Origin of the sequence: Roseisolibacter sp. H3M3-2 (assembly GCF_029211165.1) — a bacterium.
GTDB lineage: Bacteria > Gemmatimonadota > Gemmatimonadetes > Gemmatimonadales > Gemmatimonadaceae > Roseisolibacter.
Genome location: NZ_JARGEK010000016.1, coordinates 1 through 22,252, shown reverse-complemented (window position 1 = coordinate 22,252; position 22,252 = coordinate 1). Strand labels below are relative to the sequence as shown.

18 protein-coding genes are annotated in these 22,252 nt (G+C 74.8%); 13 read left to right on the top strand and 5 right to left on the bottom strand.

Annotation, left to right across the window (positions count from 1 at the left end):
- Positions 1-39 precede the first annotated feature (39 nt).
- The 3 genes from PYV61_RS03110 to udk are packed head-to-tail and all read right to left on the bottom strand — an operon-like array spanning position 40 to position 3,235.
- Positions 40-1,743: a HAMP domain-containing sensor histidine kinase gene (locus tag PYV61_RS03110; protein ID WP_275828218.1), complete on the bottom strand. Its 1,704-nt coding sequence runs from the start codon at positions 1,741-1,743 to the stop codon at positions 40-42.
- Between the two features lie 56 nt (positions 1,744-1,799).
- Positions 1,800-2,564 (bottom strand): response regulator transcription factor, encoded by a 765-nt coding sequence (locus PYV61_RS03105; RefSeq protein ID WP_275828216.1) that lies wholly within the window; start codon positions 2,562-2,564, stop codon positions 1,800-1,802.
- A gap of 29 nt (positions 2,565-2,593) precedes the next feature.
- Positions 2,594-3,235 carry a uridine kinase gene (gene udk, locus PYV61_RS03100; RefSeq protein ID WP_275828214.1) on the bottom strand — a complete coding sequence of 214 codons (642 nt, stop codon included), beginning with the start codon at positions 3,233-3,235 and terminating at the stop codon, positions 2,594-2,596.
- A gap of 190 nt (positions 3,236-3,425) precedes the next feature.
- Here udk and PYV61_RS03095 point away from each other — a divergent pair, with 190 nt between their 5' ends.
- Genes PYV61_RS03095 through PYV61_RS03080 form a run of 4 tightly spaced genes read left to right on the top strand, consistent with a single transcriptional unit; the run spans position 3,426 to position 8,840 of the window.
- Positions 3,426-6,665: a 5'-nucleotidase C-terminal domain-containing protein gene (locus PYV61_RS03095; RefSeq protein WP_275828212.1), complete on the top strand. Its 3,240-nt coding sequence runs from the start codon at positions 3,426-3,428 to the stop codon at positions 6,663-6,665.
- Entirely contained in the window at positions 6,662-6,916 is a 255-nt protein-coding gene (locus PYV61_RS03090; protein ID WP_275828210.1) for a hypothetical protein, read from the top strand. The genes PYV61_RS03095 and PYV61_RS03090 overlap by 4 nt, the downstream gene beginning before the upstream one ends.
- Complete coding sequence (gene add / locus PYV61_RS03085) at positions 6,913-8,001, top strand: adenosine deaminase (RefSeq protein WP_275828208.1); 1,089 nt, start codon at positions 6,913-6,915, stop codon at positions 7,999-8,001. Before PYV61_RS03090 ends, add begins: the two co-directional genes overlap by 4 nt.
- Positions 7,998-8,840 (top strand): purine-nucleoside phosphorylase, encoded by an 843-nt coding sequence (locus PYV61_RS03080; protein ID WP_275828206.1) that lies wholly within the window; start codon positions 7,998-8,000, stop codon positions 8,838-8,840. Before add ends, PYV61_RS03080 begins: the two co-directional genes overlap by 4 nt.
- 66 nt (positions 8,841-8,906) lie before the next feature.
- Here PYV61_RS03080 and PYV61_RS03075 read toward each other — a convergent pair whose 3' ends face one another.
- The gene (locus tag PYV61_RS03075; RefSeq protein ID WP_275828204.1) at positions 8,907-9,719 is read right to left on the bottom strand and encodes a M48 family metallopeptidase; all 813 of its coding nucleotides are present in this window, start codon (positions 9,717-9,719) and stop codon (positions 8,907-8,909) included.
- 118 nt (positions 9,720-9,837) lie between these two features.
- Between PYV61_RS03075 and PYV61_RS03070 the strand changes: the two genes are divergently transcribed.
- From PYV61_RS03070 to PYV61_RS03055, 4 genes are read left to right on the top strand one after another with little or no spacing between them, the layout of a single operon-like run.
- Entirely contained in the window at positions 9,838-10,635 is a 798-nt protein-coding gene (locus tag PYV61_RS03070; RefSeq protein ID WP_275828202.1) for an RNA methyltransferase, read from the top strand.
- 28 nt (positions 10,636-10,663) lie between these two features.
- Positions 10,664-11,512, top strand: a complete 849-nt coding sequence (locus PYV61_RS03065; protein ID WP_275828200.1) for an A24 family peptidase — start codon at positions 10,664-10,666, stop codon at positions 11,510-11,512.
- Positions 11,509-12,798, top strand: a complete 1,290-nt coding sequence (locus PYV61_RS03060; protein ID WP_275828198.1) for a hypothetical protein — start codon at positions 11,509-11,511, stop codon at positions 12,796-12,798. The genes PYV61_RS03065 and PYV61_RS03060 overlap by 4 nt, the downstream gene beginning before the upstream one ends.
- Positions 12,795-14,105 (top strand): DUF445 family protein, encoded by a 1,311-nt coding sequence (locus PYV61_RS03055; RefSeq protein WP_275828196.1) that lies wholly within the window; start codon positions 12,795-12,797, stop codon positions 14,103-14,105. Before PYV61_RS03060 ends, PYV61_RS03055 begins: the two co-directional genes overlap by 4 nt.
- A 118-nt stretch (positions 14,106-14,223) precedes the next feature.
- Here PYV61_RS03055 and lon read toward each other — a convergent pair whose 3' ends face one another.
- Positions 14,224-16,875 carry an endopeptidase La gene (gene lon / locus PYV61_RS03050; RefSeq protein ID WP_275828194.1) on the bottom strand — a complete coding sequence of 884 codons (2,652 nt, stop codon included), beginning with the start codon at positions 16,873-16,875 and terminating at the stop codon, positions 14,224-14,226.
- A gap of 152 nt (positions 16,876-17,027) precedes the next feature.
- Here lon and ffh point away from each other — a divergent pair, with 152 nt between their 5' ends.
- From ffh to PYV61_RS03025, 5 genes are all read left to right on the top strand, one after another.
- Positions 17,028-18,386: a signal recognition particle protein gene (gene ffh, locus PYV61_RS03045; protein WP_275828192.1), complete on the top strand. Its 1,359-nt coding sequence runs from the start codon at positions 17,028-17,030 to the stop codon at positions 18,384-18,386.
- 117 nt (positions 18,387-18,503) lie between these two features.
- Positions 18,504-18,821, top strand: coding sequence for a 30S ribosomal protein S16 (gene rpsP / locus PYV61_RS03040; RefSeq protein WP_275828191.1), 318 nt, complete (start codon positions 18,504-18,506; stop codon positions 18,819-18,821).
- Between the two features lie 7 nt (positions 18,822-18,828).
- Positions 18,829-19,368: a ribosome maturation factor RimM gene (rimM, locus tag PYV61_RS03035; RefSeq protein WP_275828189.1), complete on the top strand. Its 540-nt coding sequence runs from the start codon at positions 18,829-18,831 to the stop codon at positions 19,366-19,368.
- The gene (trmD, locus tag PYV61_RS03030; protein ID WP_275828187.1) at positions 19,365-20,213 is read left to right on the top strand and encodes a tRNA (guanosine(37)-N1)-methyltransferase TrmD; all 849 of its coding nucleotides are present in this window, start codon (positions 19,365-19,367) and stop codon (positions 20,211-20,213) included. The genes rimM and trmD overlap by 4 nt, the downstream gene beginning before the upstream one ends.
- 205 nt (positions 20,214-20,418) lie before the next feature.
- On the top strand, positions 20,419-22,252 hold a 1,834-nt coding region (locus PYV61_RS03025; RefSeq protein ID WP_275828185.1), incomplete at its 3' end, for a S8 family serine peptidase.

The following is a 22,252-nucleotide window of genomic DNA, read 5'->3' as shown; positions in this document are numbered from 1 at the left end:
ATCCCGCAACGGATCACGCACGGCCCTGTAACCGCCGCGTCACGAAGGGCCCGGGAAGCGCGCCATGATCGTGGTGCCCGCGCCGGGGCGGCTCTCGGCCCGCACCTCGCCGCCGTGCGCCTCGACCAGGTGCTTCACGATCGACAGACCCAGCCCGGTCCCGCCGACGTCGCGCGCGCGCCCCGGGTCGGCGCGGTAGAAGCGCTCGAAGATGCGCGGCAGGTGGTCGGCGCCGATGCCGGCCCCCGTGTCGCGCACGCCGAGCCACACCCCGCCGTCGTCGCGCGCAGTGAACACCGTGACGGTGCCCGCGGCCGTGTGGCGCACCGCGTTCTCCACCAGGTTGCTGAGCACCTGCCGCACCGCGCTCGGGTCGGCGTGCACCGCCGGCGCGTCGGCCGCCGGCTGGACCGCCACCGCCACCCCCTTGGCCGACGCCACCACGCGCGCCGCCGCCGTCGCGTCGGCCGCCGCCGCGCCCACGTCGACGTCGGTCCGCATCGGCTGCCAGACCCCGCTCTCGATCCGCGACAGGTCCAGCAGGTCGTCCACGATCCGCTGCATGCGCTGCGCGTTGTCGCGGATCGTCTCCGCGAACTGCCGGCGCATGGCGGGCGGCAGCTCGTCGTCGGCCAGCGTCTCGGCGAACCCGCCGACCACGGTGAGCGGCGTCTTCAGCTCGTGCGACACGTTGGCCACGAAGTCGCGACGCACGTGCTCCAGCCGGCGCACCGGCGTCAGGTCGTAGAAGGCCAGCACCGCGCCGGCGCCCCCGGGGAGCGGACGCGCGGTCAGCGTCAGGGTGCGCCCGTCGAGGCGCAGCTCGGCCGGGCCGCTCGCCTCGCCGCGCAGCGCGTCGCCGAGCGCCTCGCGCAGGGTGCGGTCGCGCGGCAGGTGGTCGGCGGGGAAGGGGATCGGGTCGCGCAGGCGGAGCAGCTGCCGCGCGCTGGCGTTCGCACGCACCACGCGCTGGCGCGCGTCGACCGCGACCACCGCCTCGCTCAGCGCCTCGCCGACGGCTGCCATCAGGTCCTCCTCGGCCTGCAGCGCGTCGAGGCGCGCGCCCAGCTGCTCGGCGAGCCGGTGCACCGCGGTCGCCAGCTCCCCCACCTCGCCGGGAGCGGCGAGCGCGGGGCGGCGCGACAGGTCGCCGCCGGCCAGCGCGCGCGTCACGTCGCGCAGCTCGCCCGGCGGGCGCGTGACGGTGCGCGCGGACAGCAGCGCGACCCCCGCCGACAGCGCGAGCGCCGCGAGCGCGGTGAGCCGGACCCCGCGGCGCACGTCGGCGACGATCGCGGCCCCGGTCTCGAGCGGCGCGGCCACGCGCACCGCCCCCGCCGCCCCCGACGCCGCGCCGGCCAGCTCGGTCGCGCCGGCGGCGCTGGAGCGCGCGGCGTGCGAGCCGCGCGTGCGCCGCGCCCCCTCGACCTCTGGGAGCGCGGCGTAGTTTCGCAGCCATCCCGCCGACAGGTCGTCGCTCTCCGAGTCGCCGACGACCGCGCCGCCCGGGTCGAGCAGCGTCACGTGCCGGTCGAGCGTGCGCGCCAGCGAGTCGGCGAGGGCGGGCGCCGGCGTCCCCGGGCGCCACGCCGCGGCGGCCAGCGCGGCCTCGGCGCGCACCCGCTCCAGCGTGGAAGCGCGCAGCCCGTCGACGGTGCGCTCCCGCACCGCCACCAGGGTGAAGGCGACGAGCACGCTGACGACGAGGAGCGCGTACAGGAGCAGGCGCTGCGAGAGGCGCATGCGGGGAATGATGCACCCGGTCGGGCGGCCGCGCCGGCCCGCCGTCGCGGCGTCGGCTAGCGGGAGCCGCCGGCCTTCAGCCGATACCCGAACCCGCGCACCGTCTCGATCAGCTCCCCGGCGTCGCCGAGCTTCGTGCGCAGCCGCTGCACGTGCATGTCGACGGTGCGGGTCTGGATGTCGGGCGCCGCCTCCCACACCGTCTCCAGCAGGTGCCCGCGCGCCTGCACGCGCCCCCGGCGCTCGGCGAGCGTCAGCAGCAGCTTGTACTCGGTGGGGGTGAGGTCGACGCGCGCGCCGCCCACGTCCACCGTCATCGCCGCGCGGTCGATGCGCAGCGGGCCCACCACCAGCAGCGACCCGGGCTCGGCGCCCCCCTCGGCGGCGGCCCCGGTGGCCACGCGCCGCAGGATCGCGCCGACGCGCAGCACCAGCTCCTGCGGCGAGAACGGCTTGGTCAGGTAGTCGTCGGCGCCCAGCGAGAGCCCGCGGATGCGGTCCGGCTCCTCGCGGCGCGCGGTCAGCATCAGCACCGCGAGCCGGCGCGTCGCGTCGTCCGCGCGCAGCTGCTCCAGCACGTCGAACCCCGAGAGGTCCGGGAGCATGAGGTCGAGCACCACCAGCGCCGGGCGCTCGCGCCGCGCCAGCTCCAGCGCGTCCTGCCCGGAGCCGGCCGTGGAGACGCGGTAGCCGAGCTTCGCGAGGTGGTAGACGACCAGCGCCACGATGTCCGGCTCGTCGTCGACCACCAGGATCCGCTCCCCGGCCGCGGAGGCGGCGGCGGGGAGCCTGTCGGTCGGGCGTTCGGCGGTCGGGAGCATCGGGTCGGGGTCGGGGTCGGTCGTCGCGGTCAGCCGTCGCGGGCCTGCAGCCGCCGCTGGATCTTGGCGACGATCATCTCGATCGCCACCGCGTTGTGGCCGCCGCGCGGCACGATGACGTCCGCGTAGCGCTTGCTCGGCTCGACGAACTGCAGGTGCATCGGCCGCACGGTCGTCATGTACTGCGCGATGATCTCCTCGAACGGGCGCCCGCGCTTCGTCATGTCCCGCTTCAGCCGCCGCACCAGCCGCTCGTCGGCGTCGGCGTCCACGAAGACCTTCACGTCGCACAGCGCGCGCACCCGCTCGTCCACGAACAGCAGGATCCCGTCGATCACCACCACGTCCGCCGGCGCGATCGGCACCGTCGCGGGCGCCCGCAGGTGGGCGACGAAGTCGTACACCGGCTTCTCGATCGCCTCGCCGCGCGACAGCCGCGCCAGGTGGTCGACGAACAGGTCGAGGTCGAACGCGTCCGGGTGGTCCCAGTTGACCCGGCGCCGCTCCTCCATCGACAGGTCGGCGAAGTGGCGGTAGTAGGCGTCCATGTCGACGAACGCCAGCGACGCCGCCGCGCCCCCGGCCGTGAGCGCCTCCGCGACCCGGCGGGCCACGGTGGACTTCCCCGAGCCGGTGCCGCCGGCGATGCCGATCACGAGCGGCTTGCTCACGGCGCGTCTCCGGGGCCCGTGTAACGATGGCCGGACGATGCCGGGGACGGCGGCGCATGTGAAGCGGCGGTCCCGTCACGGGACTGTATCGGGCGGTCGGGGCGGGGCATCCGGGAAGTAAGGACGCGCCCGCGGCGGGCGTCAACCGCGCGCCCTGCACCGCCGCGACCGGGGCCGCTAGCTTCCGTCCATGCAACGAGTTGCCTCGCTCCGGACGCTCGCCCTCGGGGCCGGCGTCCTGCTCCTCGCCCCCGCCGCGGGCGGCGCCCAGTCGCGCGCCGACACCCTCGAGCTCGTCGTCGCCGCGACCACCGACGTGCACGGGCACCTGCGCGGCTGGGACTACTTCGCCGCGCGCCCTGACACGGTCCGCTCCCTCGCCCGCGCGGCGACGGTCGTGGACTCGCTGCGCGCCGCCCACCCGGGGCGCGTCGTGCTCGTCGACGCCGGCGACCTGCTGCAGGGGACGCCGCTCACCTACGTCGCCGCCCGCGTCGCGCCCGACGCACCGCACCCGGTGCCGGCGGCCATGAACGCGCTGCGCTACGACGCCGCGGCGATCGGCAACCACGAGTTCAACTACGGCCTCGAGACGCTCGACCGGGCGATCGGGCAGGCGCGCTTCCCGTTCCTCGCCGCCAACGCGCGCCGCGCCGACGGCACGCCGGCCTACAAGGCGTGGACGATGGTCGAGCGCGGCGGGGCGAGGGTCGCGATCGTCGGCGGCACGACCCCGGGCTCCATGGTCTGGGACCGCGACCACCTCGCGGGGAAGGTCGCGATCGGCGACATCGTCCCGGCGGTGCGCGACGCGGCCGCCGAGGCCCGCCGCGCCGGCGCCGACGTGGTGGTCGCCGTGCTGCACGCGGGGCTCGACGGCCCGTCGAGCTACGACACGGTCACCACGAGGCTGCCGAGCGAGAACGTCTCCGCCCGCGTGGCGCGCGAGATCCCGGGGCTCGACCTGGTGGTGTTCGGCCACTCGCACCGCGCCCTCGCCGACACGACCATCGGCGGCGCGCTGGTCATGCAGCCCAAGAACTGGTCGGAGAGCGTCGGCGTCGCCCGCCTGTCGCTCGTCCGCCGGGCGGGGAAGTGGGCCGTGGTCGCCCGCCGCGGGCAGCTCGTCCCGACCGTCGGCCGCGCGGAGTCCCCCGCCGTCCTCGCCGCCACCGACTCGGCGCACGCGCGCGCCGTCGCCTACGCGGCGTCGGCGGTCGGCACGACGGCGGTGGCCTGGCGCTCCGACTCGCTGCGCCGCGTCGACACGCCGCTCGTGGACTTCATGCTCGAGGTCATGCGCCGCACCGCCGGCGCCGACCTCGCCGCCGGCGCCGCCTACGCGGACGCGGGGCTCGACGCGGGGCCGATCACCGTCGCCGAGCTGGCGCGGCTGTACCCGTACGAGAACACGCTGCGCGCCGTGCGCGTCACCGGCGCACAGCTCCGCGCCTTCCTCGAGCACTCGTCGCGCTACTACGCGGGCGTCGACGCGTCGGGGAACCCGGTCGTCGACCGCACGGTCCCCGGCTACAACTACGACATGGTGGCCGGCGCCGACTACGTGCTCGACCTGCGCCGGCCGATCGGCCAGCGCGTCACGACGCTGACCTACCGCGGCCGCCTGGTCGCCGACACCGACAGCTTCACGCTGGCGCTCAACAACTACCGCCAGACCGGCGGCGGCGGCTTCGCCATGCTCGCCGGCGCGCCGCAGGTGCACGACAGGGGGCTGGAGATCCGCCAGCTCCTGATCGAGGAGGCGAAGGCCGCCGGCACCCTCGACCCGGCGCGCTACCACACCCGCAACTGGCGGCTGGAGACCGGCGCCCCGACGTCGGCCCCGCTGCGGGTCGCGCAGGACACCGCGACGAACCGGGTGCGCAAGGACGTCGGCCCGGCGATCCGCCGCCGCGCCGGCCTGCCGCGCCGCCTGCGCATCCTCGCGATGAACGACTTCCACGGCGCCCTGGAGCCGCTCGGCGACGCGCGCGGCGTCGTCCGCGGCGGCGCGGGGCCGTTCGCCGCGGCGCTGGCGCGCGTGCGCGCCGAGTGCCGGCCGCCCGCCTGCGTCAGCATCCTCCTCGACGGCGGCGACGAGTTCCAGGGGACGCCGGCGTCGAACCTCACCTACGGCCGCAGCGTCGTCGGCGTGATGCGCGAGCTGGGCGTGGTCGCGTCGGCGCTGGGCAACCACGAGTTCGACTGGGGCGTCGACACGCTGCGCGCCCGCATCCGCGAGCTGCCGTACACGGTGCTCGGCGCCAACGTCACGACCGACGACGGCCGCCGCCTCCCGTGGCTCCCCGCCGACACGCTGATCGTGCGCAACGGGCTGCGCATCGGCATCGTCGGCGTCGCCGACCCGGCCACGCCCCGCACGACGAAGGTGCTGAACGTGAAGGGGCTGCGCTTCGGCCCCCCGGCGCCCGCGGTCGACGAGCGCGCCCGCGCGCTCCGGGCCCGCGGCGCCGACCTCGTGGTGGTGACCGGCCACATCGGCGCCTACTGCGACGCCGACCGCGACAACGACGCCGGCAGCGCCGGCGCGGCCGCCGCGGCGCCGCGCGAGTGCGCCGGCGAGGTGGTGGAGCTCGCGCGCCAGCTCCGCGAGCCGGTGGCGGCGATCGTCAGCGGCCACACCCACTCGCGCGTCGCGACGGTCGTGAACGGGATCCCGATCGTCCAGGCCCGCACGGCGGCCCGCGCCCTCGGCGTCATCGACCTGCCGCTCGACGGCGGCGCGCCGACGGTCGAGGTGCGCGAGGTCATCGCCGACTCGGTGGGCGCCGTCCCGGCGCGCATGGCGTCGCTGGTGTCGGAGCGGCTCGCCGAGGTGCGCTCGAAGGTGGAGCAGCGCATCGTGGAGGTCGCCGACGCGATGCCGCGCGAGCCCGACGAGCAGTACGCCCTCGGCAACGTGATCGCCGACGCGCAGCGCTGGGCGACCCGCGCCGACGTCGCCATCATGAACAACGGCGGCATCCGCACCGGGCTCCCCGCCGGGACGGCGACCTTCGGACGGCTCTACGAGATCCAGCCGTTCGGCAACACGCTCTACACGCTGCGCGTGCGCGGGCGCGACCTGAAGGCGTACCTGCCGCGCCTCGTCGCCCGCGACCGGCCGCGCTGGCACGTGAGCGGCGTGAGCATCGTGTACGACACGACGCGCGCGGGCCCGGCCCGCTTCGTCTCCGCCACCCTCGACGGCGGCCGTGCGATCGAGGACGACCAGCTCTACGCGGTGACCATTAACGACTTTCTCGTGACCGGCGGCGACGGCGTCACGCTCGCCGAGGGCGCGGCCTCCGTCACGGCGACCAACGTCGTCGACGTCGACGCCCTGATCGGCTACCTGCGCCAGCTCCCGCAGCCCGTGCGCGCGCCGTCCGAGGTGCGCATCCGCAACCAGGCGGAGGGCGCGCGATGACGGCGCCCGACACCTTCCGCGTCTTCGTGAATGAGCGCCCGGCCGACGTGCCGCGCGGCGCCAGCGCGCTCGACGCGGTGCGGGCGTTCGACGCCGCCCTCGCCGACGGGGTGGCCGCCGGCGACCGCGCCCTCACCGACAGCCGCGGGCTCCCGGTCGAGGCCACGGCGTCGGCGTACGCGGGCGCGATCTACCGCGTGGTCGCGGTGCGCCGCGGCGCCGGGCTTCCGGACGCGGGGGACGACGCGTGACGCCGCACCCGCAGGAGGCCGAGCGGCGCGCCGACGCCGTGGCGGCGGTCGACCGCGCGCTCCTCACCCGGCTCCCGAAGGCCGAGCTGCACTGCCACCTCGACGGCTCGGTGCGCCCGCAGACCCTGATCGACCTGGGCGCCGAGCAGGGCGTGGCGATGCCGGCCGCCGACGCGGCGTCGCTCGCCGAGTACATGCGCGTGGACGACGCGCGCAACCTCGAGGACTACCTGGCCCGCTTCGCGGTGACGCTGTCGGTCATGCAGACCGAGGCCGCCATCGAGCGCGTGGCCTACGAGCTGGCGACCGACGCCGCCGCCGACGGGGTGCGCTACCTCGAGACGCGCTTCGCGCCCGTGCTCAACACGCGCGCCGGGCTGGAGGCGGCCGCCACCGTCGAGGCGGCGGTGCGCGGGCTGGCCCGCGCCGAGCGCGAGACGGGGATCGTCGCCCGCGCCATCGTCTGCGGGCTGCGCAACCTGCCGCCCGAGACGTCGCTGAACCTCGCGCGGCTCGCCGTCGAGTACCGCGGGCGCGGCGTCGTGGGCTTCGACCTCGCCGGCGGCGAGGCGGGGAACCCCGCCTCCGACCACTACGCCGCGTTCGAGCACGCGCGCGAGCACGACCTGGCCGTGACCTGCCACGCCGGCGAGGGCGCGGGCGCCGAGAGCGTGCGCGACGCCCTGCACGTCTGCGGCGCCGGCCGGCTCGGCCACGCCACGCGCCTCATCGAGGACCCGGCGCTGGTGGACGAGGTCAACGAGTCGCGCGTCTGCTGCGAGTGCTGCCTGACCTCCAACGTGCAGACGCGCGCCGCCGCCGACTACGCGACGCACCCGTTCCGCCGCTACTTCGACCTCGGCCTCAACGTCGTGCTGAACACCGACAACCGCCTGATGAGCGGCGTCACCCTCGTCGACGAGTACGTGCACGCCGCCGCGCACCTCGGCTTCCGCTTCGACGAGCTGGCGCGCGTGGCGCTGAACGGCTTCGAGAGCGCCTTCCTGCCCGCCGACGAGCGGCGGGCGCTGGTCGCGCGCGCCGAGGCCGACATCGCGGCGCTGCGCGCCGGGGCGGCCGCGTGAGCGCCGCCGGGGCGACGCCCTACGGCGTGGCGGCCGCGGCCCGCGCCGCCGACGCGGTGCGCGAGCGCCTGGGCGTGCGCGCGCCGGCGTGCGCCATCGTGCTCGGCTCGGGGCTCGGCGACCTCGCGCACGACATCGCCGACGCGCGGCGCGTCCCGTTCGCCGAGGTCCCGGGCTTCCCGACGGCCACGGTGGTCGGCCACGCCGGCGCGCTCATCGCCGGCACGCTCGGCGGGCGCGAGGTGGTCGCGCTCGCGGGGCGGTTCCACATGTACGAGGGGCACGACGCGGCGCTCGCCGGCTTCCCGGTGCGCGTGGTGCACGCCCTCGGCGCGCGCACCCTCTTCGTCAGCAACGCCGCCGGCGGGATCCGCCGCACCTTCGCGCCGGGCGACCTGATGCTGATCGCCGACCACCTCAACATGATGTTCCGGAACCCGCTCATCGGGCCGCTGCAGGCGGGCGACGTGCGCTTCCCGGACATGTCCGACCCGTACGACGCCGGGCTGCGCGCGATCCTGCGCCGCGTGGCGGCGGAGCAGGGGATCCGGCTGCAGGAGGGCGTCTACGCGGGCGGCCTCGGCCCGACCTACGAGACCCCCGCCGAGACGCGGATGCTGGAGCGCCTCGGCGCCGACGCGACCGGGATGTCCACCGTCCCCGAGGTCGTGGTCGCGCGCGCGATCGGGATGCGCGTCGCGGGGGTCAGCTGCATCACCAACATGGCGTGCGGGATCGCGACGCACCCGCTGTCGCACGACGAGGTGCTGGAGGTCGGGCGCGAGGCGGGCACGCGCTTCCGCGCGCTGGTCACCGGCTTCGTGCGCGCGCTCGACTGAGCGGGCCCCGCACGCGCGACGGGGGCGGGGCGCCGTGTGGGCCGCCCCGCCCCCGTCGTCCGTCGATCAGCGCGCGGCCTGCGTGGCCTGCGGCAGCGAGCGGAGCCGGCTCTGGAACTGGCGGAAGCCCTGCGTGTCGCGCGTCAGCGACTGCAGCACCTGCGGCGAGATCTGGGCGATCTGCGCCTCCGTGCGCTGGATGCGGTCCTCCTCCAGCGGGTGGGTCGAGAACCACGCCTCGACGCCCGCGGGGCGCGAGTTGCGCTCCTCCAGCAGGACGCGGAACATCCCCGGGATGCCGCGCGGGTCGATGCCGGCGCGCGTCACGATGTTGACGCCCACCTCGTCCGCCTCGGACTCGTCCGAGCGGCTGAAGCGCGCGAACACCGCGTTGCCGCCGACGTTGATCAGCGCGCCCGCCGCCTGGTTCTGGCACACGCTCGGCGCCAGGATGCACCCCAGCGTCAGCCCGATGTTGGCGCCCTGCGCCTTCTGCATCTGCTCGATCGAGTGGCGCTCGACGACGTGCCCGATCTCGTGCCCGAGCACCCCGGCCACCTGCGACATGTTCTGCGCGCGCTCGATCAGCCCGCGGTTCATGTAGATGAAGCCTCCCGGCACCGCGAAGGCGTTGACTTCCGGACTGTTGACCACGTAGAACTGCCAGTCCTGGATGTCCGTCCGGCCCGCCACGCGCGCCAGCGAGTCGCCGAGCACGGTGATGTACCGGTTGATCTCGGCGTCGCGGATGATCGGCAGCTGGCTGTTGATCTGCGACGCGTACTGCGCACCCATGTCGACTTCCTGCTGCGTGGACACGCCGCATCCGGCGGTCAGGAAGCCGAGACTCGCAAGGGTGCTCACGAAGAAACGCCTCATGATGACTCCACGCGTGCTCGGTGATCGGTGATGGGGTCTGCCGGTGGTGGCGCCGCCCGCCCGACGGTAGGGCAAGGACCATTCCCGCGTCCCCGGGTGGGGATCCTCCCGTAAATCCATGCGGCTGCTGACTTTAGCCAGGGACCTCCAGCGTCGGAAGGCGCGCGAGCGCCAGAGGCTGTTCGTCGCGGAGGGCATCCGGACCGTCGAGGAGCTGCTCGACGCCCCGCACCTGTCCCTCCGCGGGGCCGTCGTCTCCCCGCTGCTCGCCGCGACGCCGCGCGGCGCGGCGCTGCGGTCCCGCCTCGACGCCGCCGGCGCGCCGGTGCTGGAGGCGACGGAGCGCGACTTCGACTCCGCCGCCGGCACCGACTCCCCCCAGGGCGTGCTGGCGATCGCCGAGCAGCCCGCCCTCGCCCTCGACGCGCTCGGCGACCGGCTGGCCGGCCGCCCCGCGCGCCTCCTGCTCCTCGACGGGGTCCAGGACCCGGGCAACGTCGGGACGCTCCTCCGTTCGGCGGCCGGCCTCGGCGCCGACGCGGTCGTCGCCCTCGGCGGGACCGTCGACCTCTGGAGCGCCAAGGTGGTGCGCTCGGCGATGGGGGCACTGTTCCGCCTGTCTACGCTGGGTGATACCGCCGACGCGGTCCTCCCGTTCCTCGCGGCGCAGCGGATCGTCCTGTGGGGGGCGGACGGGACGGGGACGCCGGTGGCCGAGCTCGCCTCTGACGCCCCGGACCGGCTCGCCGTCGCCGTCGGCAACGAGGGCGCCGGCCTCTCGACGCCGGTCCGCGAGTGCGCGGCGCGGCTGGTGGCCGTCCCGAGCAGCGGGCTGGTCGAGTCGCTGAACGTCGCCGTCGCCGCCTCCATCCTCCTGTACGAGCTCCGCCCCGCCGCGCTCCGCGCCCCGCGCTGACGCGGCGATCCCGCCGTCTCCCGCCGCCATGCTCGAGCCGCACTGGTCGCTCGCCGCCCTCGCCTTCCTCTTCGGGGCGGTGATCGGCTCCTTCCTTAACGTCTGCATCGTCCGCTGGCCCGAGGGGGAGTCGGTGGTGCGGCCGCGCTCCCGCTGCCCCCGCTGCGGCCGCCCGGTCCAGGCGTTCGAGAACGTCCCGATCCTCAGCTGGCTCCTGCTGCGCGGGAAGTGCCGCGGGTGCGGGCTCCCGATCTCGCCGCTCTACCCGGCGATCGAGCTGACGACGGGGCTCGGCTGGCTGGCCGCGTACGCCGCATACGGCGCGACCTTCGACGCGCTGCGGCTGGCGGTGTTCGGGACCGTGCTGCTCGGGATCGCGGCGACCGACGCGCGCCGCTTCCTGATCCCGGACGGCTTCACCGTCTTCCTGCTGCTCTGGGCGCTGGGGACCTCCTTCCTCGGCAGCGACTCGGGGAGCGGGATCTTCGCCACCCCGTACGCGGCCTTCTTCGGCGCCTGCACCGGCGCCGGCGCGCTGGCGATCATCGGCTGGCTCGGCGAGCTAGCGCTCAAGAAGGAGGCGATGGGCTTCGGCGACGTCACCATGATGGCGGCCGTCGGCGCCGCGCTGGGCCCCGAGCGCGCGCTGCTGACCGTGCTGGTTGGCGCCTTCGTCGGCGCGGTGGCGTCGGTGAGCGTGATCGTCCCGCTGACCTGGGTGGCGCACCGCCGCCGGCTGGCCGGGGGCGAGACCGAGGCGGTGTTCGAGCTTCCGCACATCCCCTTCGGCGTCTTCCTTGCGCCTGCGGCGCTCCTGACCTTGCTTTGGGGAGACCGCATGATCGCCTGGTACTTCGCCACCGTCCTGCAGCCGTGACGTCCGGTCCGCGCCCGCCCCGCCGCGCGCTGGCCGCGGGCGCCCTGCTCGCCCTCGCCGGCTGCGACGCCCCCGTCGGCGACCAGCGGGCCTCGTACGTCGAGCAGGCCGTCGCGCTCGCGCCCGAGATCGAGCGCGCCACCGGGCTGCGCTTCACGACGCCGCCCAAGGTCGAGGTCCGCACGGCGGAGCAGGTCCGCGCCTTCGTCCAGCGCGAGGTCGACGAGCCCGAGGCGCGCGCCGAGTTGGAGGGGCAGCAGGCCGCCTACCGCGCGCTCGGCATGATCCCCGACACGCTCGACCTGCGCGCGCTCCTGGTCCGCGTGCTCGAGGAGCAGGTGGTCGGCTATTACGACCCGCGCTCCAAGACGCTCTACGTCGTGCAGGGCGCGGACTCGGCGGCGGCCGCGGTCACGCTGCGGCACGAGCTGGTGCACGCGCTCCAGGACCAGCACCGCAACCTCGACTCGCTCCTCCGCGTGCGCGGGCAGGCCGACCGCACGGCCGCGGCGCACGCGGCGCTCGAGGGGCAGGCGACCTGGGTGCAGCTCGGCGGCGGCGGCGACCTCGCCATGCGCATGCCGGGGGCGTGGGAGCGCACGCGCGAGGCGATCCGCGGCAACATGGACCGCACGCCGGTGCTGCAGACGGCGCCCTTCGTCGTGCGCGAGACGCTCCTCTTCCCGTACCTGAGCGGCGCCGAGCTGGCGCGCCGGGTGACCGGCGGCGGGCACGCGGACTCGGTGCTGCTGCGCCTCCCGGCGTCGACCGAGCAGGTGCTGCACGGCGACCGCTACGCCGACCCGGGGAAGGCGCCGGGCGCCCCGGTCGCGGTCACGCTCCCCGCGCCGCGCCTCGGGGAGGCGCGCGCGGAGAACACGCTCGGCGAGTTCGAGACGCGGCTCGTGCTCTTCCAGCACCTGCAGGACCTCGGCACCGCCGCGCAGGCGTCGGGCGGGTGGGGCGGCGACCGGTGGCAGGTGGTGCGCACCCCCGCCGGCGAGGCGTTCGTCTGGGTGACGGCGTGGGACGGCGGCCCCGACGCGGCCGAGTTCTTCGACGCGATGACGCAGGTCATCCCCAAGCGCCACCCGTCGGCGCAGCTGGCGCCGTCCAAGGACGCCACGGCGCGCGCGTACACCGTTCCCGGCGCGCCGGGCGGCGCGCGCGCGCTGCAGCTGCGCGCCGCCGAGGTGGGCGGCCGTCCGGTGGTGGTCTACGTCGACGCGCCCGCCGGCGCCGGCGCCGACCTGGTGGACCTCGCGCGCGTGACGCTCGCCCCTTGAGCCCGGGCGCCTCAGCGGCCGACGGACCGCACGACCCGCGGCTCCCGCCGCCGATCGCCGACGAGGCCGAGAAGCAGCAGGCGCTCGAGCGGATGCAGCGCCGCGCCACCGGGCTGCTGGTGGGCGCCGCCGGGCTGTTCGTCGCCACGCGCGTGTACGAGGCGCGCTACCCGGGGCTCGGCTACGTCCGCGCGTTCGCCGAGGCGGCGATGGTCGGCGGGCTCGCCGACTGGTTCGCGGTCACGGCGCTCTTCCGCCGCCCGCTCGGGCTCCCGATCCCGCACACGGCGATCGTCCCCACGCGCAAGGACCGCATCGGCCGGTCGCTCGGCCTGTTCGTGCAGCGCAACTTCCTGTCGCGCGAGGTGGTGGGGGCGAAGATCTCGGCCGCGCGCGTCGGCGAGCGCGCGGCACGCTGGATCGCCGACCCGGCGCACGCGCGCACGGTCGCGCGGCAGGTGGCGGCCGGCCTCTCGGGCGCCGCCGAGGTGCTGCGCGACGAGGAGGTGCAGGGGTTCGTCGAGCGCTCGCTGGTCACGCGCGCGCGCAAGGTCCAGGTCGCGCCGCTGCTCGGGAAGGTGCTGACGCTGCTGACCGCCGACGGCCGGCACCAGGAGCTGCTCGACGAGGCGCTGCGGCTGGCGTCGCGCTTCGTGGCCGAGAACGAGCTGCTGATCCGCGACCGCATCGCCGCCGAGGCGCCGTGGTGGATGCCCGGCGCGGTCGAGGACCGGATCCACGACAAGGTGGTGGCCGCGCTCGACCGCACGCTCAGCGAGGTCGCGGCCGACCCCGCGCACCCGCTGCGCGAGCGCTTCGACGACGCCGTGCGCACCTTCGCCGACAAGCTGCGCACGAGCCCCGAGACCATCGCGCGCGCCGAGGGGATCAAGGAGGACATGCTCGCCCACCCGGCCGTGCGCGAGTACGCCGGCACCGTCTGGTCGGACGTCAAGGGCGCGCTCGGACGCTACGCGAACGTCGACCCCGACGCCGAGGGGAGCGGCGCGCTGGCCGCCGTCGAGCGCGGCCTCGTCTCGATGGGCAACGCCGTCCTCGCCGACCCCGCCCTGACCGCCAAGGTCGACGCCTGGGTGCTGGAGGCGACGCTGTTCGTCGTCGAGCAGTACCGCAGCGAGGTCTCGGCGCTGATCGAGTCCACCGTCGCCGGGTGGGACGCCGACGCGACGTCGCGGCGCATCGAGATCCAGATCGGCCGCGACCTGCAGTTCATCCGGATCAACGGGACGCTCGTCGGAGGGCTCGTGGGGCTGGGGCTGTACGTGCTCGGGAAGTTCGTCGGCTGAGCCTCGAACGGCGGGAGTCTCGAAAACGGGAGTCGACAGAGCGGGAGTCGTCAGAGCGAACTGCGCCGTTACGACTCCCGCTCTGACGACTCCCGCGGTGACGACTCCCGCCCTTTCGTTACCGGTTCACGTCGGCGAGGGGTACGGCCTCCTCCCTCGCCCCCGGCGTCCGGTGGTGCTCCCCGACCGCCAGCTCCGTGGCGTCGGCCAGCGGCGCCGTGGACTTCTCGTCCGCCCCCGCGTCGGGCGCGCGGTCGGCGTTGGCGACGGGGCTCGGCAGCAGCGCGATGCGCAGCACCTCGTCCATCGACGCCACGTGCGAGAAGGCCATGTGCTCGCGCACCTCCTTCGGGACGTCGCGCAGGTCCTTCTCGTTGGTCTTCGGCAGGATCACCTCGCGCAGCCCGGCGCGGTACGCGGCCAGCACCTTCTCCTTCACGCCGCCGATCTCCAGCACCTTGCCGCGCAGCGTGACCTCGCCCGTCATCGCGACGTCGCGGCGCACCGGGCGGCGCGACAGCACGCTCGCCAGCGCCAGCGTGATCGCGATGCCGGCCGACGGGCCGTCCTTGGGTATCGCGCCGGCGGGGAAGTGGATGTGGATGTCCGCCTCCTTGAACTCCTTCGCCTCGATCCCCAGCGTCTCGGCGCGCGACCGCACGTACGAGTGCGCGGCGTCCACGCTCTCGCGCATGACGTCGCCCAGCTGCCCCGTGACGGTGAGCCGCCCCGTGCCCGGCATGCGCAGCGCCTCGATCACCATCAGGTCGCCGCCCGTGCTCGTCCACGCGAGCCCGGTGACCGCGCCGACCTCGGGCTCCTTCTCCGCCTCCTCGACCGCGTAGCGCGGCGGGCCGAGGACCTCCTCGACCTTCTCGCGGTCGAGCACCCAGGCGCCCTGCTCGCCGTCGGCCTTGCGGCGGGCGCGCTTGCGCATGAGCGTCGCCAGGTTGCGGCTGAAGTTGCGCAGCCCCGCCTCGCGCGAGTAGCGCGCCGCCACGAACGACAGCACCTCGTCGGTGAAGACGATGTCCTGCTCGGTGATCCCGTGCTCCTCCAGCAGCTTCGGGATCGTGTAGCGCCACGCGATCTCGACCTTCTCCTCGATCGTGTAGCCGGCGATGCGGATGATCTCCATCCGGTCGCGCAGCGGGCCGGGGATGTCGAAGACGTTGTTCGCCGTGCAGATGAACAGCACCTGCGACAGGTCGAACGGCAGGTTCAGGTAGTGGTCGACGAACGTCTGGTTCTGCGAGGGGTCGAGCACCTCCAGCATCGCCGCCGTCGGGTCGCCCGACGGGCCGCCCCCCGACATCTTGTCGATCTCGTCGATGAGGAAGACCGGGTCGCGCACCCCCACGCGCCGCAGCGCCTGGATGAGCAGCCCCGGCATCGAGCCGACGTAGGTGCGGCGGTGGCCCCGGATCTCGGCCTCGTCGCGCACGCCGCCCACCGAGATGCGGTAGAACTGGCGCCCGATCGCCTTCGCGATCACCTCGCCCAGCGACGTCTTGCCCGTGCCCGGCGGCCCGGCGAAGCAGAGGATCGGGCCGGCCAGCGCGACCTCCTGCTGCCGCGTCTCGCTCGGCGACGGCGGGTCGACGATCGCGGCGTCCGCCGGGTCGGGGACGACCGGCGGGGCCGCCTCGGCGGCCGGCGGCGCGTCGCCGTCGGTGGCCGGCGGGGCGGGGGGCATCGCGCGCAGCTTGCGCACGGCCAGGTACTCGACGATGCGGTCCTTGGCCTCGTCGAGCCCGTAGTGCCGCTCGCTCAGCGCGTCCTCGACCCGCCGCAGGTCGATGTCGCGGTCCTGCTCCCCCGAGCGGGCGTTCCACGGCAGCGACAGCACCCAGTCGAGGTAGGTGCGGACCACCTGGTACTCGCTGGACGCCGGCGACAGCATGCGCAGCCGCTCGACCTCGCGGCGCGCCTCCTGGGCGACCTTCTCGGGGAGCTTGGCGTCGTCGACCTTGCGCAGGAGGTCCACCGCCTCCTTCTCGCCCGGGTCCGTCTCGCCGAGCTCCGACTGGATCGCGCGCAGCTGCTGGCGCAGGTAGAACTCGCGCTGGTGCTGCTCGATCTTGATCTCGGTCTGCTTCTTCACGTCCTCCATCACCCGCGCGCGGGCGACCTCGCGCTCGAGGCGGGAGAGGATGAAGCGCAGCCGCTCGCCGACGTCGAGCTTCTGGAGCACCTCGTCCTTGTCGGCGATGCGGAAGTTCATGTTCGTCGCCGCCAGGTCCGCGAAGCGGCCCGGGTCGGAGACGTTCATCTTCAGGATCGCCGGCACCTCGTCGGGGATCCGGTCCACGAGGTTGGCCAGCGTCTCGGCGGCCGTCGTGACGCGGGCGACCAGGTCGTCGAGGTCGGCGTCGTCGGGCGGGGTCTCGCGGGCCGGGGCGACGCGGGCGATCGGGTACGGGTTGAGCTGGTCGATCCCGTCGATCGTGATGCGGCGCAGCCCCTGGAGGGTGATCTGGACCGTGTCCCCGGGCAGGTTGATGCGCTCGTGGACGCGGGCCGCGACCCCGACCTTGCCGGTGAACTTGGTGCTGTCGATCGGCTCGTCGTGGTCGCCGAGGGCGACGACGAGGGCGACGATCACGCCGGGCTCCTCGTGCGCGCGGAGGAGGGAGAGGTTCTCGGGCGCCCCCATCTGCACCGCGATCGTCCCCAGGGGGTACACGATCGTCGAGCGCAGGGCCATCAGAGGGAGGACCGGGGGGACCTCGGACCGGAGGATCTCTTCCTTGCGCTGGGGTCGGGGCATGCGACGGGTCCGGAGGGACGACGGGCGGACGGGCCTCGGGGGGAGTGCCCCCGGGGGTGGGGCTCCCCCTGCACGACGGATACCCGTCGGCGGTCGGGAGGCCGAGGCCGCCCGGTTGTTCCGCGTTCTAAGTCTAGCTACCTTAAGCGGCTATGTTCGACGAGCTGACCGAGAAACTCGAGTCGACGTTCGCCCGCCTGCGCGGGAAGGGAACGCTCACCGAGGCCGATATCAAGGAGGGGCTGCGCGAGGTCCGTCGCGTCCTCCTCGAGGCCGACGTCAACTTCCAGCTGACGCGCGAGTTCCTCGAGCGGGTGGAAGGGGCGGCGGTCGGCGTGATGCAGCTCAAGGGCGTCAACCCGGCGCAGCAGCTGGTCAAGATCGTCTACGACGAGCTGACCAAGATGCTGGGCGAGCGGCGCGAGGGGCTCAAGCTCGGCACCGTCCCGCCGAGCGTCGTCATGATGGTCGGGCTGCAGGGCTCGGGGAAGACGACGACGGCCGGCAAGCTCGCGCGCAAGCTGAAGGCGGAGGGGCGGCAGGTCCGCCTCATCGCGGCCGACGTCTACCGCCCGGCCGCCATCGACCAGCTCGAGACCATCGGGCAGCAGCTGGCGATCCCGGTCTACGCCAACCGGACGACCAACGACGTCGTCCGGATCGCGAAGGAGGGGCTGGAGGAAGCCAAGCGCGGCCGCGACCGCCTGGTCATCCTCGACACCGCCGGCCGGCTGCAGATCGACGCCGACATGATGGCGGAGCTGAAGCGCCTCAAGGAGGCGGTCCGCCCCGACGAGATCCTCTTCGTCGCCGACGGCATGACCGGCCAGGAGGCCGTGCGCATCGCGCAGGGCTTCGACGAGGCGCTCGGCATCACCGGCGTCGTGCTGACCAAGATGGACGGCGACGCCCGCGGCGGCGCGGCGCTCTCCATCTACGGCGTCACCAAGAAGCCGATCAAGTACGTCGGCGTGGGCGAGAAGCTCGACGCCCTCGAGGACTTCCACCCCGACCGCATGGCGGGGCGGATCCTCCAGCAGGGCGACGTGCTCACGCTCGTCGAGAAGGCGCAGGCGGCGTTCGACCAGGACGAGGCCAAGCGCCTCGAGAAGAAGGTCCGCAAGGACGGGATGGACCTGAACGACTTCCTGGTCGCGATGAAGCAGATGCAGAAGCTCGGGCCCCTCGAGAACCTGCTCAAGCTGCTGCCGGGCGTGAACGCGTCGATGCTCAAGCAGGCCAAGATCGACCCGAAGCGCATGAAGCACGTCGAGGCGATCGTGCTCTCGATGACGGCCGCCGAGCGGACCCGTCCGGAGATCATGAACGGCTCGCGGCGGCTGCGCGTCGCCAAGGGGTCGGGGCGCACGGTCCAGGAGGTCAACGCCCTCCTCGACCAGTTCCGCCAGATGCAGAAGATGATGAAGAAGATGTCCCAGGGCGGCGGCGGCGGGCGTCCCCCGCAGCTCCCCCCCGGGATGGGCGGACGGATGCCGTTCGGCTTCCGCTAGCCCGAACTGCCGCTGCGCCGCTGCGCAGCGGCGCAGGACCCGGGTGCGCGCCGGAAACGCCGGACGCGCGAGGAGCCCGGGAGCAGCACCCACCACCTCTGACGGGGTTCGTCACACATGGTTCGCATCCGTCTCCGCCGCGTCGGCCGCAAGAAGGCCCCGACGTACCGCATCGTCGTCGCCGACAGCAAGAGCCCGCGCGACGGCAAGTTCATCGAGATCGTCGGGCAGTACGCGCCCCGCCAGAGCGACGACCAGAAGGTCAACCTGAACCTCGACCGCATCGCGCACTGGCTCGACGTGGGCGCGCAGCCGTCCGACACGGTGCGCTCGCTCCTGCGCCGCGCCGGCGTCCTGAAGGCCCGCCACGAGGCGCGCCTCGGCCGCAAGCTGCAGAACGCCGCGGTCGCGCTGCCGGAGAAGGCGGCGGAGTAAGGCCGAGATGCCGACCGCCGACGAGCTGGCCGTCGTCGGGCGCATCCGGAAGGCGCACGGCATCCGCGGGGAGTTGATCGTGGAGCCGTACACGAACGAGCCGGCCGCGGTCTTCGCGGCCGGCCGTCGCCTTATCGGGGGGCTCCCCGACGGGCGCCCGCTCCCGCAGGGGCTCGCGCTCACCGTGCGCCGCGCCACCCCGCACAAGGAGGGGTGGATCGTGCGCGTCGACGAGGTGGCCGACCGCACCGCCGCCGAGGGGTGGCGCGACCGCACGCTGCTCGCGCCGCTCGCCGAGCTGCCGCCGCCGGGCGCCGACGAGGTGTACCTGCACGACCTGGTCGGGCTGCGCGTCGTGCGCGCCGACGGGACCGCGGTGGGGGAGGTGGCCGACTACTACGAGCTCCCGCACGGGATCATGCTCGAGGTGCGCCTCGCCGGCCGCGCCGACACGGTGCTGGTGCCCTACCGCCCGGAGATCGTGACCGAGGTGGACACGGGCGCGCGCACGCTGACGATCGACCCGCCCGAGGGGCTGCTGGAGTGAGCGTCGAGCGCCGAGCGCCGAGCGTCGAGTCGAGCGTCGAGTCGGGTGCGCAGGGCGGGGAACCTCTCCAGGGCGAGGACACCCACTCGACGCTCGACGCTCGACGCTCCCCGCTCCGGATCAACGTCGTCACGATCTTCCCGCAGTTCTTCGCGGCGCCGCTCGCGCTCAGCATCCCCGAGCGCGCGCGCGCCGCGGGGAGCGTCGAGTACCGCCTCGTCGACCTGCGCGACTTCACGCACGACCGGCACCGCACCGTGGACGACGCGCCGTTCGGCGGCGGGCCGGGGATGGTCATGCGCCCCGCGCCCTTCTTCGAGGCGGTGGAGCACCTCGGCGCGCGCGCGCCGATCGTGCTGCTGTCGCCGCGCGGGCGCACGTTCACGCAGGCCGACGCGAACCGCTTCGCCGGGGGCGAGGAGCTCACGCTCCTGTGCGGGCACTACAAGGACGTCGACCAGCGCGTCGCCGAGCACCTGGCGACGGAGGAGCTGTCGCTGGGGGAGTTCGTGCTGAGCGGCGGCGAGCCGGCGGCGCTGGCGATCGTCGACGCCGTGGTGCGCCTGCTCCCCGGCGCGATGTCGGACCACGACAGCGCGTACGGCGACTCGTGGTACGGGCGCGAGGTGAGCGCGCCGAGCTACACGCGCCCCGCGGAGTATCGCGGGCACGCGGTGCCGCCCGTGCTGCTGTCGGGCGACCACGCGAAGATCGCGGCGTGGCGCGAGTGGGAGGGGCGCGTGCGGTCGGCGCGTCGGGCCGGGCTCCCCGACCCGGTGCCGGAGCCGCCCAGGCGCAGGCGCCGTGGCCAGCGGCGTGACGAAGACGTCACGGGAAACGGCTGATTTAGCGGCCGGCGGCGTGACAGCGGTCACGTCACGGCGTGACAGCCCGGGCGTTTGTTCGTCCCGACTTGCGTGACCCGCAACGGTGCGGGTCGCGGACACGCGCGCGATGCTCGGGCGCGCGTGGCTCCCGAGTCAGACGCCCCCGGCCGCTCTGGTCGACGGGCGCCGTCGCGCATGCCCGCCACCGAGTCGAGGTCCCTCGATGGTCCGCCGCACTTCGCTCCCCGTCGCCGCTCTGGTGGTGACGGCCCTCGCCGCCTGCCAGGGTGACACCTCGGCGCCGCTCGCGCCGAACGCCGCCCTCCGCCCGTCGGCGCTGGCCGCCCGCAACGCCTCCACGACGCCGGTCGACGAGTACGTGCCGGGGCAGTACATCGTGCAGTTCCGCGCCGGCGTCGCGCCCGGGCAGTCGAAGGCCGAGGAGAAGGCCGCCGCGAAGCTCGCGAAGGCGAAGAAGGGGAAGCTGAAGCACGTGTACTCGGCGGTGCTCTCGGGCTTCGCCGCGGAGCTGTCGGACGAGGACGTGGCGGCGCTGCGCGCCGACGGCGACGTCGCGGCCGTCGAGCCGGACCCGGTGGTGCGCATGGCCGGCACGCAGACCGGCGTCATGTCGTGGGGGCTCGACCGCATCGACCAGGCGTCGCTCCCGCTGAGCGGCAGCTACACGTACGGCAACACCGGCAGCGGCGTCACGATCTACATCCTCGACACGGGGATCAACACGTCGCACGTCGACTTCGGCGGGCGCGCGGTGCTCGGCTACGACGCGCTGGGCGGCAACGGCACCGACTGCAACGGGCACGGCACGCACGTCGCCGGCACCGCGGGCGGCGCCACGCACGGCGTCGCGAAGGAGGCGCGCCTCGTCTCGGTGCGCGTCCTCGACTGCGGCGGCTCGAGCTCCGGCTCCTCGCTGCTGACCGGCATGGACTACGTCGTGCGGCAGAAGCAGGCCAGCCCGGGCACGCCGATGGTCGCGAACCTGAGCCTCACCGGCTCGCCGTCGTCGTCGTTCGACCAGGCGGTGCAGAACATGATCAACGCCGGCGTGACCGCGGTCGTGGCGGCCGGCAACAGCGCGAGCGACGCGTGCGGCGTGTCGCCGTCGCGCCTCGGCACGGCGATCACCGTCGGCGCGTCGACCGAGACCGACGCGATGGCGTCGTTCTCGAACTACGGCAGCTGCGTCGACCTCCTCGCGCCGGGGACGTACATCACGTCGGCGTACGTCGGCAGCACCACCGCGACGGCCGCGATGCAGGGCACGTCGATGGCGACGCCGCACGTCGCGGGCGCGGCGGCGCTCTACCTCGCCGCCAACCGCTCGGCCTCGCCGGCGGCGGTGCACTCGGCGCTGGTCGGCAACTCGGTGGTCGGGCGCCTGCTGTCGCTGGTCGGCGCGACCAGCAACCGGCTGCTGTCGGTCGCGTTCCTCGGCGGGTCGGCCCCCGCGCCGACGCCCGCGCCCACCCCGGCCCCCGCGCCGACGGAGCCTGCTCCCGCGCCGGCGCCCTCGGCGCCGGTCGGCACGCTGCCGAGCGGCACGGGGCAGGGGTGCCTGCAGCCGTCCTACGGCGTGATCGCCGGCGGCAACACGCTGAGCGTCTCGCCCTGCGCGGCCGGCGTCGCGTCGCAGCAGTGGTCGCTGGGCGCGGTGGGCACCGCCGCCGAGGCGTCGCCCGGCGCGTCGCACTGCCTCGACGCCCTGGGCGGGTCCGCGGGGACGACGCTCGCCATCCTGTACTGCCAGGGCACCGCGTCGCAGCGCTGGACGCTGACGGCGGCCGGCGAGCTCCGGAGCGCGAACGGGCTGTGCGCGGCGTACGTCGCCGCCGGCTCGCCCGTGGTGCTCCGCGCGTGCGACGGATCCGCCTCGCAGCGCTGGACGAGCGGCTCGACCGCGCCGGCGCCGACGCCGTCCCCCTCGCCGTCGCCGGCGCCGGCCGGCACGCTGCCGAGCGGCACGGGGCAGGGGTGCCTCCAGCCGTCCTACGGCGCGATCGTCGGCGGCAACACGGTCACCACCGCCGCCTGCG

Bases quoted from the DNA above. Each gene is read 5' to 3' on its own strand.
- PYV61_RS03110 (WP_275828218.1), bottom strand. From the start codon at position 1,743: ATGCGCCTCTCGCAGCGCCTGCTCCTGTACGCGCTCCTCGTCGTCAGC.
- PYV61_RS03105 (WP_275828216.1), bottom strand. From the start codon at position 2,564: ATGCTCCCGACCGCCGAACGCCCGACCGACAGGCTCCCCGCCGCCGCC.
- PYV61_RS03095 (WP_275828212.1), top strand. From the start codon at position 3,426: ATGCAACGAGTTGCCTCGCTCCGGACGCTCGCCCTCGGGGCCGGCGTC.
- PYV61_RS03090 (WP_275828210.1), top strand. From the start codon at position 6,662: ATGACGGCGCCCGACACCTTCCGCGTCTTCGTGAATGAGCGCCCGGCC.
- PYV61_RS03075 (WP_275828204.1), bottom strand. From the start codon at position 9,719: ATGAGGCGTTTCTTCGTGAGCACCCTTGCGAGTCTCGGCTTCCTGACC.
- PYV61_RS03070 (WP_275828202.1), top strand. From the start codon at position 9,838: ATGCGGCTGCTGACTTTAGCCAGGGACCTCCAGCGTCGGAAGGCGCGC.
- PYV61_RS03065 (WP_275828200.1), top strand. From the start codon at position 10,664: ATGCTCGAGCCGCACTGGTCGCTCGCCGCCCTCGCCTTCCTCTTCGGG.
- lon (WP_275828194.1), bottom strand. From the start codon at position 16,875: ATGCCCCGACCCCAGCGCAAGGAAGAGATCCTCCGGTCCGAGGTCCCC.
- ffh (WP_275828192.1), top strand. From the start codon at position 17,028: ATGTTCGACGAGCTGACCGAGAAACTCGAGTCGACGTTCGCCCGCCTG.
- rpsP (WP_275828191.1), top strand. From the start codon at position 18,504: ATGGTTCGCATCCGTCTCCGCCGCGTCGGCCGCAAGAAGGCCCCGACG.
- rimM (WP_275828189.1), top strand. From the start codon at position 18,829: ATGCCGACCGCCGACGAGCTGGCCGTCGTCGGGCGCATCCGGAAGGCG.